Here is a 9,419-nt window from a genome sequence, read left to right as displayed (position 1 = left end):
AAACATATTTCAAGATAAAAATTGCGATTGCCTGTTTATAAAACAATATAAAGTATCTTGCTATTATTGTAAAATTAAGTTAAAATTTCAAAAGTATCTTGGAAATTTTTTATATAAGGATTATCTTTGCTTGGTTTAAACTGGCAATACATCTGGCAAACCGCCCCCCGATTTTTTCAGGCAGCCTTAATGACTTTGGAATTGGCTGTTTATGGCATTGTTTTGTCATTGCTATTGGGTGGTGTGGTGGCGATTTTCACCGCCTACAAAACCCCCATCTTGAACAAAATCAGTCGCGCTTATATTGAATTGTCTCGCAATACCCCTTTGTTGATTCAGTTGTTTTTTTTGTATTACGGCTTGCCCAAAATCGGCATTAAATGGAGTGGCTTTACCTGTGGCGTGATTGCCCTTGTGTTTTTGGGGGGCAGTTATATGGCAGAAGCCTTGCGAGCGGGCTTGATTGCCGTTCCCAAAGGACAAATAGAAGCAGGCAAAGCCATTGGTTTGAATAAAATTCAAATTTTTTGGTATGTGGTGTTGCCCCAAGCGTGGGCGATTGCCCTGCCTGCGGTGGGAGCGAATGTCTTGTTTTTAATCAAAGAAACTTCCGTCATCAGTGCGGTGGCGGTGGTGGAATTGATGTTCTTAACCAAAGACATTATTGGTATGGATTACAAAACCAACGAAGCCTTATTTTTGTTATTTATCAGCTATTTGCTGATTTTGTTGCCTGTGGCAATGTGGGCAAGATGGGCAGAGAAAAAAGCAAGGAGTGCAAAATATGGCACTTGATTGGTTGTTTCAGGGACAAAATCTCCCCCGCCTTGCCGAAGGCTTGTGGCTGACCGCTCAAATTTCCTTTATTTCAGTGGGCATTTCGTGCATCACAGGGACTTTGTTTGGCTTGATAATGCGGTCGTCCAATCCATTTGTTCGCTTACTGAGCGTACTTTATTTGGAAACCATACGCATTGTGCCGATTTTGGTGTGGCTGTTTATGTTGTATTTTGGGCTGGCTGAATGGACGGGCGTGCATTTGAGTGGACTGTGGGTGTGCGTGTGGGTGTTTGTGCTGTGGGGAACAGCAGAAATGGGCGACTTGGTGCGTGGTGCTTTACAATCCATTGAAAAACATCAAGTAGAAGCAGGATTGGCATTGGGGCTTTCTAGGTTTCAGGTGTTTTATCTGATAGAAGCCCCACAAGGTTTACGAAGATTGTTGCCCAGTGCCATTAACCTGTTTACCCGTATGGTCAAAACCAGCTCGCTTGCGGCATTGATTGGCGTGATTGAGGTGGTAAAAGTGGGTCAGCAAATCATTGAAAATTCCTTATTAACCGTGCCAAATGCGTCTTTTTGGGTATATGGTTTGATTTTTGTGTTGTATTTTGTGATTTGTTACCCTTTATCTTTACTTGCCAATCGCCTAGAACAACAATGGGAAAGTTAATTTTATGAACCAAAACAAAACGCCCTTAATTCAAATTAAAAATTTACGCAAATGCTATGGCGACACCGTTGCCATTCCCAATTTGAACTTGGATTTGCACAAAGGCGAAGTGGTCGTGATTTTAGGTGCATCAGGTTGTGGCAAATCCACCTTGCTTCGCTGTGTGAATGGTTTGGAAAGCATACAAGACGGCAGTATTACAATGCGTGGCGTGGGCGAATTTGGCGTGGACATTGCGTGGGAAAAAGCACGCCAAAAAGTCGGTATGGTGTTTCAAAGCTATGAATTGTTTGCCCATATGAATGTGATGGACAATATTTTGCTTGGGGCAATCAAAGCCCAAAAAAGGGACAAAGACGAAGCCACCCAGCAGGCTCATCAATTATTAAAACGGGTTGGCTTGTACGACAGACGCACCGCCTTTCCACGAGAATTGTCGGGCGGACAAAAACAGCGTATTGCCATTGTTAGGGCGTTGTGTATGAATCCAGAGGCGATTTTGTTGGACGAAATCACCGCCGCCCTAGACCCCGAAATGGTGCGTGAAGTGCTTGATGTGGTACTGGAATTGGCAAAAGACGGTATGAGTATGCTCATCGTAACGCACGAAATGGGCTTTGCCCAAAAAGTTGCCGACCGCATCGTCTTTATGGATAAGGGTGTGATTATTGAAGAAAATACGCCAGAGCAATTTTTTACCAACCCCACAACCGACCGTGCCAAACAGTTTTTAAATATGATGGAATACAATGCCTGACAGGTTGTTTAAGGCAGCCTGAAAAACAGCAAAGTGCCATTTAACCCCTTTTTTTAACCAACAAAACAATGGAGTAATTGTAATGCAATTGACCAAAAAATCCCTTTCATTTTTTTCCGCCATTGCGTTAAGCCTTGGCTTGGTGGCTTGCGGTGGTGGCGACAAACCTGCCGACTCTCAGTCCAAAGCCGAAACCAATGCAGCCGCCCCAGCCGATGCCGATACTTTGGCAAAAATCAAAGCTGCTGACAAAATCCGTATTGGCGTATTTGGCGACAAGCCCCCCTTTGGCTATGTGGATGCAGATGGCAAAAATCAAGGCTTTGATGTGGAAATCGCCAGAGAACTGACCAAAGATTTGCTTGGCAGCCCTGATAAAGTGGAATTTGTCTTAACCGAAGCCGCCAACCGTGTGGAATACGCTAAGTCAGGTAAAGTGGATTTGGTATTGGCAAACTTTACCCAAACCCCAGAGCGTGCCGAAGTGGTTGATTTTGCAACGCCTTATATGCAAGTGTCTTTGGGTGTGATTTCGCCAGCCAATGCCAAAATCACCGATATTGCTCAATTAAAAGGCAAAACTTTGCTTGTAAACAAAGGCACAACCGCCGATGCCTATTTCACCAAAAATCACCCCGAAATCACCTTACTTAAATTTGACCAAAACACCGAAACTTTTGATGCCTTAAAAGACGGTCGTGGTGTGGCATTGGCACACGACAACGCTTTATTGTGGGCGTGGGCAAAAGAAAATCCAAACTTTGAAGTGGCGATTGGCAAATTGGGCGAACCTGAAAACATCGCCCCAGCCGTGAAAAAAGGTGATGCGGCTTTGCTTAATTGGGTAAATGAAGAAATTGCCACAATGAAAAAAGACGGTCGCTTAACCGCTGCTTACGAAAAGACTTTAAAACCTGTGTATGGGGATAAAGTGAAACCAGAAGAGTTGTTGGCACCTTAATGAGTTTATATATAAATAAGGGGTAACGCAAGTTACCTCTTATTTTTTGTAACAATAAACCAAAAATCTTAAAAGTACCACAAATTTATTTTCGGTGATAGGAGCGAATTGCAAGTCGCCCTGATAATCCGTAGTAGATTTTAAATTCGTTAGATATATATACTAACCGAACTTCAAAATTGTTATGGTTTCCGTTCGTGGTGAGTTTGTCGAACCATAACGGAAAACCGCCCGCAGGCAAGCTCAGGGTGAACGGTTTTGCTGTATAGTTTTGATATGAATTAAGTATAAATTCGTTAGATATAAAGTGCATTTAGGTTAAGTACAATAACTGCTTGTCAGCACTTAAAAATAAGTGTACAATAATACAAAGAAACAATTTTTAAACAATTTTTACCAATTTTCTAACAAATGGGTGATGTTATGAAAAAGAAAGTTGCCAAAGTTTTTAAACACAGTTTGTTGTTTAGTCTTGTTGCTGTTTGTATGTCCACCAATGCAGGCGTGGTACGCGATGATGTGGATTATCAGCAATTCCGTGATTTTGCGGAGAATAAGGGAAAGTTCCATGTTGGTGCGACCAATGTACCGATTTTCAAAAAAGACGGCACAGAAGTAGAGAAAATGTTTACCAATGGGATTATTATGCCTGATTGGTCGGCTGTGAATACACGTGGCACAGAAAGTGCCGAAGGTAAAGCTGCACTGGTCTATAAAAAAGAAACGGTTGATGAAAATGGTACGATTTGGTTTCATACCAACACAGTATTTACGCCAGTTACCAAAGGTCATGCCACATTGATACACCCACAATATGTTACAGGTGTATCTCATGTTGGTATAGTACAACATATTGGTTTTGGTGGTAATACTCATAATATAGACCACGAAGATATGCCCTATTATGTTTATACATTAATTAAGGGCAATGATTTTATTAATCCTGAAAAATACGCTGATTTTTTAGAAAGCGTTAAAACCGAAGAAGATTTGCGCAACTATCCAAGTAATGGCACATTGGATTATTATCAACCACGCTTACATAAATTGGTTACAGAAGTCGCACCAGTTGAAACAGTTAATGGGCAACATGAATTAAAAGACCAAAAGGAAGTAGAAGCATTTAAAAAACGCTACCCCTTATTATTGAGAATGGGGTCAGGAATCCAAAAAGTAATCAATCCAACAACAAAGAAAATAACAGATTTAGTAGATAGTTATGAATTTTTGATTGGTGGAAATACATTGGATTTGGTTGCATTAACGACTGAAAATGCAGCCTCCCCTGACCGTATTCAAAAAGATGTTATTAACATGGAATCGGCTATTGCATATGAAAACTTACCCGCTATGGCAACTTACGGTCAGTCTGGAGACAGTGGGTCACCTGTTTATGCTTATGATACCCAAGAAACCAATCCAAATAAAAAATGGAAATTATTATCTTCTTGGCAAGGTTCTATTGAGAAATATTACACAACTTTAAACAAAGATGATTTTAACCAAGAAAAACGCAAGGAAGACAATAATTTAAAAAACATTATCAATCAACAAGCTGGACAAGCATTTAATTGGGCAGCAAATGGTAATACTTCCAGCATTTCATCAAGCAGCGAGCAATTTGAGTTGCCCATTTATGATAAAGATGCCATACATGAACTTTACGCTCGTTTCTCACAAATAGCGGATAATGCAATTTTAAATAATGTAACAGTAGCGGCTAGGTCTGCACAAGAAAAAATAGCACCTAGCAAAAGAGATGATTGGGGTAATGTGATGAAACACCCTACTCAAAAAAATTCAACAGGAGAAGCACTTAATCTACCCAATCAAGAAGCTGCCGACATTAAAGCCAAACTCAATCACGGCAAAAACTTAACCATTTCAGGCGAAAAAGGCACACTGAACCTAAAATCCGACATCAATCAAGGCGCAGGTGCTTTGTATTTTGAAACCGATTTTACGGTTAAAGGCGAAACCAATAATACCACTTGGCTGGGTGCAGGTGTGTCGGTTGCCGATGGCAAAACTGTTGATTGGCAAATTAAAAATCCCCAAAACGACCGATTGTCCAAAATCGGCGCAGGGACTTTGCACGTCAATGGTACGGGCGACAATTTGGGCGACATCAGCGTGGGCGATGGTACAGTCATCTTAAATCAAACAGGTGGTGGACAGGCTTTCAATCAAGTGGGAATTGTGAGCGGTCGCCCCATTGTACGCCTTGCCAACAACAAACAAGTTAAGCCCGAAAACATTTATTTTGGTTTCCGTGGTGGTCGCCTTGATGTGAATGGCAACAATTTGACCTTTAATTACATTCGGAATATTGACGAAGGAGCGATGATTGTCAATCACAATGCCAGTCAAGCCGCTACCATCACGCTTAAAGCCAATGCTCAAAATCCCAATCAAGCAGCATTCAATGGCGTATTTGGCGAAACCAATCCATCTCATCACAATGGCAAATTGAATGTGGTTTATGCACCTGAAAATCCGTCTGCCAATCAGCCGTTTTTGCTTTCAGGCGGCATGAATTTGAACGGCAATTTGACGGTCGATTCAGGCAACCTGCTTTTGTCGGGTCGCCCCACGCCACATGCCTACAATCATCTTGATAAAATTGAACCATTTCAAGACAATGATTGGGTCAATCGCACCTTTTCAGCCAGCCAAATTGTTGCCCAAAACAATGCAAAATTGACCGTTGGACGCAATGTTAAAGATTTAATAGCAAATATTCAATTAAATCAAAATGCCACAGCAATACTAGGCTTTATCAATGGTGCAACGCCTGTTTGCGTGCGTTCGGATTATTTTGGTACAACCAGTTGTGAGCATAAAACTTATAATGATGATGTTTTACAAACCATACCCACCACCAACATTACTGGCAATGTTACGCTAAAAGATAATGCAAAATTAATGCTTGGTAAAGCTCATCTACTGGGTAAAACAACAGCGAGTGAAAATACCTATTTAACACTGGGTCAAGATACCAAATGGACAATGACAAATGATAGTCAAGTTGGTCATTTGCAAATGGAAGATGGTTCACAGATTACCTTAAACAGTAACTTTGAAAATGGTCTTAGTGATAAATTCAACTTCTTAACAGTGGCAGGCAATTTGACAGGTAAGGGTAAATTTAATTATCTTACCAATTTAAAAGCCCTTGCAGGTGATAAGGTTCAAGTAAATGGCGACATTATGGGTGATTTTTTACTCAATGTCAAAAATCAGGGTAATGAACCTGCCAAATCCAAAGAATATTTGACTTTATTGACTGCACTAGGTAGCGTTGATAAGGCACCAAAACTGGCTAATGCAGGGGAAGTTGTGGATTTGGGAGCGTATCGCTACACTCTCAAATCTGATGATGGTAAAGTGTATTATTTGTGGAGTGAGGGTTTAGATAAGGAAAAGACTGATACAGAAAAGACTGATACATCAACACCGACAGATTATGGTAAAAAGACCCAGTCACAATACATCAGTAAATACACCAACCTAGCCTTATCTGCCCAACACGCCGACATCAGAGCGGTGGTGCGTGCAACTACATTGGCAGGGCGTGTGTTGGATGTTCACCCCAAACACACAGGTATATGGTTACATACCAATCATAGTGAATTTGATCGCTCATCTGATTATTATCGTGCTTATAGCGATGAGCAAGACTTGGTACAATTTGGGGTTGATGATGATTTTGATGTAGGTAAGGGCGTCTTGATTTTTGGGACGGCATTATCACACGCCAAAGGCAATCAAACCTTTGACGAGGGTACAGGTAAGAGTCGTTTGACCATGGCACATTTGTATGGCAAATGGTCGTCCAAAGACGTGTTTTTGGGCATGGATGCAGGGTATGGGCAAGTAAACCAAGATATCCAACTTGGCAAATCCGCCCATTATCGCCAAAATTTCGCCAATGTCGGTATGGTGGCTGGCAAGACTTGGCAATTTAGTAATAGCTTTATTGAACCAAGTGTGGGTATACGTCATTACCAAGCCTTTGATAGCAACGCCTATACCATAGATGGAGCCAATGTTCGTTTGCTCAATTTTTCAGCAACTGCTTATCAACCATCCTTAAAATTTGGCTATACTCACCAAACTGCGACAGGATTGACGTTTAGTCCTTATGTTTCTACCACTTATGGGCATTGGACGGGCAGTTCAAAACTGATGGTGAATGACTACCAATTTGCCATACCGTTAGTCAGCGAATGGCAACATAAGCTAGGGTTTGACATTCAAAAAGGTAAATTCTCAGGGCAACTCTATACCACTTATGACAAAGACAAAGAAAGTGGCGATGGGTATTCTGTGGGTTTGAACGCTGGTTATCGTTGGTGATTTTGAGTTTTGTAAAATTGGACTATCAATCGGTAGTCCAATTTTTCTTACAATTTTCTACAAAATGGGGGCGACTTTTTAGTGAAAATCGGTTATCATGGGCTAATTTCATTTGCTCATAAGAAAAAACCATGAAACCAATCATCACTTCGCTCTTGGACAATGATTTGTACAAATTTACAATGCTCCAAGCAATGCTCCACCAATTTCCGCAAACGCACGGTGTGTATCAGTTTCGTTGTCGCAACAACGACCAAACCGCCTATCCACTTGCCCATATCAAGGACGAGCTAGAATGGCAATTGGACGCTTTGTGCCAGCTAAGATTTCGCCAAGATGAATTGGCGTATCTTAGAAATTTACGCTTTATTAAGCCTGATTTTGTTGATTATTTAGAATTATTTCAATTAAAACGCCGATTTATCAAGGTGTCGGTAGATGAAGAAAATCGCCTCAATATTGAGATTGAAGGGGCGATGATTCAAGCAATGTTTTTTGAAATTTTTGTGTTATCCATTGTCAATGAGTTGTATTATCAAAGATTAAATGATAAAAACGCCCTGATTGAAGGACAAAAACGCCTTGACGAAAAGGTGGGGGCAATTAAGCATTATGAAATGCTCCAATTGTCCGATGTTCACAATCCCCCCTTTGTGGTGTCGGATTTTGGGACTCGCAGACGCTATTCAAAGGATTGGCATTATAAGGTGGTGGCGACTTTGGCAAAGGCATCGCCATCCATTTTTAAGGGAACTTCCAATGTTTATTTGGCAAAGGAGCTGGGCTTAACACCGATTGGCACAATGGCTCACGAATTTATGCAAGCCTTTCAAGCCCTAGATGTACGCCTGCGAGACAGCCAAAAGGCGGCACTTGAAGCGTGGGTGCGAGAATATCGGGGCGATTTGGGCATTGCCTTGACCGATGTGGTGGGAATGGATGCGTTTTTAAAAGATTTTGATTTGTATTTTGCCAAGCTCTTTGATGGGCTACGGCACGATTCTGGCGACCCTTATGAATGGGGCGATAAAGCAATTGCCCATTATGAAAAACTCAAAATTGACCCCAAAACCAAAACGCTCACTTTTAGCGATGGGCTAACCTTGCACAAGGCGTGGGATTTGCACGAATATTTTAAAACAAGAATCAAAACAGGTTTTGGCATTGGCACAAATTTGACCAATGATATGGGGCTAACCCAGCTTAATATTGTGCTAAAACTGGTGCAATGCAATGGTCAGCCCGTCGCCAAACTCTCCGACAGCCCTGGTAAGACGATGATTGATGATAATACTTATTTGGCGTATTTAAGGCAGGTGTTTGGGGTGCAAGGCTGATTGTTGTTTTTGTGTTAAAACTTGGTTAAAATGGCGATTAATGCTTTGGTTGAATGATAATGTACGCTTTGTAATTGCGATAGTTATTAGGCGTATATTTTTATAATGCTTTTTATTCCATTTTTATCTTTATGTAAGTATTTTTTTATTAACATTAATGCCAAGATTTAAATTTAAAGAAAGCCGTAGCACTTTTTATTTTGTCAATTATAAACAAGATAAAGTTTTACCCAAAATTGAAATGGAGATAAAAAACCTCTTGCTAAAAAATTTAGACAACTAAAAACAGTCGTTAGCCATTGGTTGTCAAAATTACGACAATCAAACATCTTTTTGATGATGATTTTTTATTCTTATTTGTGTTTATCAAAGACTAAAAAGGCACAAACTTTTTAAGGGGATTGCTCATTTTTGTTGTGTCAGTAAAAATGGGTGTTGTTTTGGTTTTAAGGCTCATTGACCAACAAACCACCAATCAAGCAACCATCTCTTTATCCAAAGATTTATAAGGAGATTACCAAATTTGGGGTTGATTTACAAATATACTAACCG

At 40.6% G+C, this 9,419-nt stretch carries 6 protein-coding genes and 1 pseudogene; all 7 read left to right on the top strand.

Annotated features, from left to right (window positions below; genetic code table 11):
* Window positions 1-126: 126 nt before the first annotated feature.
* Window positions 127-795, top strand: coding sequence for an amino acid ABC transporter permease (locus MOB01S_RS11280; RefSeq protein ID WP_218016100.1), 669 nt, complete (start codon window positions 127-129; stop codon window positions 793-795).
* A complete protein-coding gene (locus tag MOB01S_RS11275) occupies window positions 785-1,453 on the top strand; it encodes an amino acid ABC transporter permease (RefSeq protein WP_066805479.1) in 669 nt (222 codons plus the stop codon). Before MOB01S_RS11280 ends, MOB01S_RS11275 begins: the two co-directional genes overlap by 11 nt.
* A 4-nt stretch (window positions 1,454-1,457) precedes the next feature.
* The gene (locus MOB01S_RS11270) at window positions 1,458-2,210 is read left to right on the top strand and encodes an amino acid ABC transporter ATP-binding protein (RefSeq protein WP_066805476.1); all 753 of its coding nucleotides are present in this window, start codon (window positions 1,458-1,460) and stop codon (window positions 2,208-2,210) included.
* An 82-nt stretch (window positions 2,211-2,292) separates the two neighbouring features.
* On the top strand, window positions 2,293-3,171 hold the full coding sequence (locus tag MOB01S_RS11265) for a cysteine ABC transporter substrate-binding protein (protein ID WP_066805474.1): 879 nt from the start codon (window positions 2,293-2,295) through the stop codon (window positions 3,169-3,171).
* 423 nt (window positions 3,172-3,594) lie between these two features.
* A complete protein-coding gene (locus MOB01S_RS11260) occupies window positions 3,595-7,530 on the top strand; it encodes a S6 family peptidase (protein WP_066805472.1) in 3,936 nt (1,311 codons plus the stop codon).
* Window positions 7,531-7,661: 131 nt separating this feature from the next.
* Window positions 7,662-8,867, top strand: coding sequence for a nicotinate phosphoribosyltransferase (pncB, locus tag MOB01S_RS11255; protein WP_066805470.1), 1,206 nt, complete (start codon window positions 7,662-7,664; stop codon window positions 8,865-8,867).
* 343 nt (window positions 8,868-9,210) lie between these two features.
* Window positions 9,211-9,324 (top strand): annotated as a pseudogene (locus MOB01S_RS12995) (IS982 family transposase); the annotation flags it as partial.
* Window positions 9,325-9,419 lie beyond the last annotated feature (95 nt).

It is taken from the genome of Moraxella oblonga NBRC 102422 (assembly GCF_001598275.1).
Taxonomy (GTDB): Bacteria; Pseudomonadota; Gammaproteobacteria; order Pseudomonadales; family Moraxellaceae; genus Moraxella; species Moraxella oblonga.
Note: the sequence above shows the minus strand (reverse complement) of the source record. Positions and strands in the feature narration are given on the sequence as shown.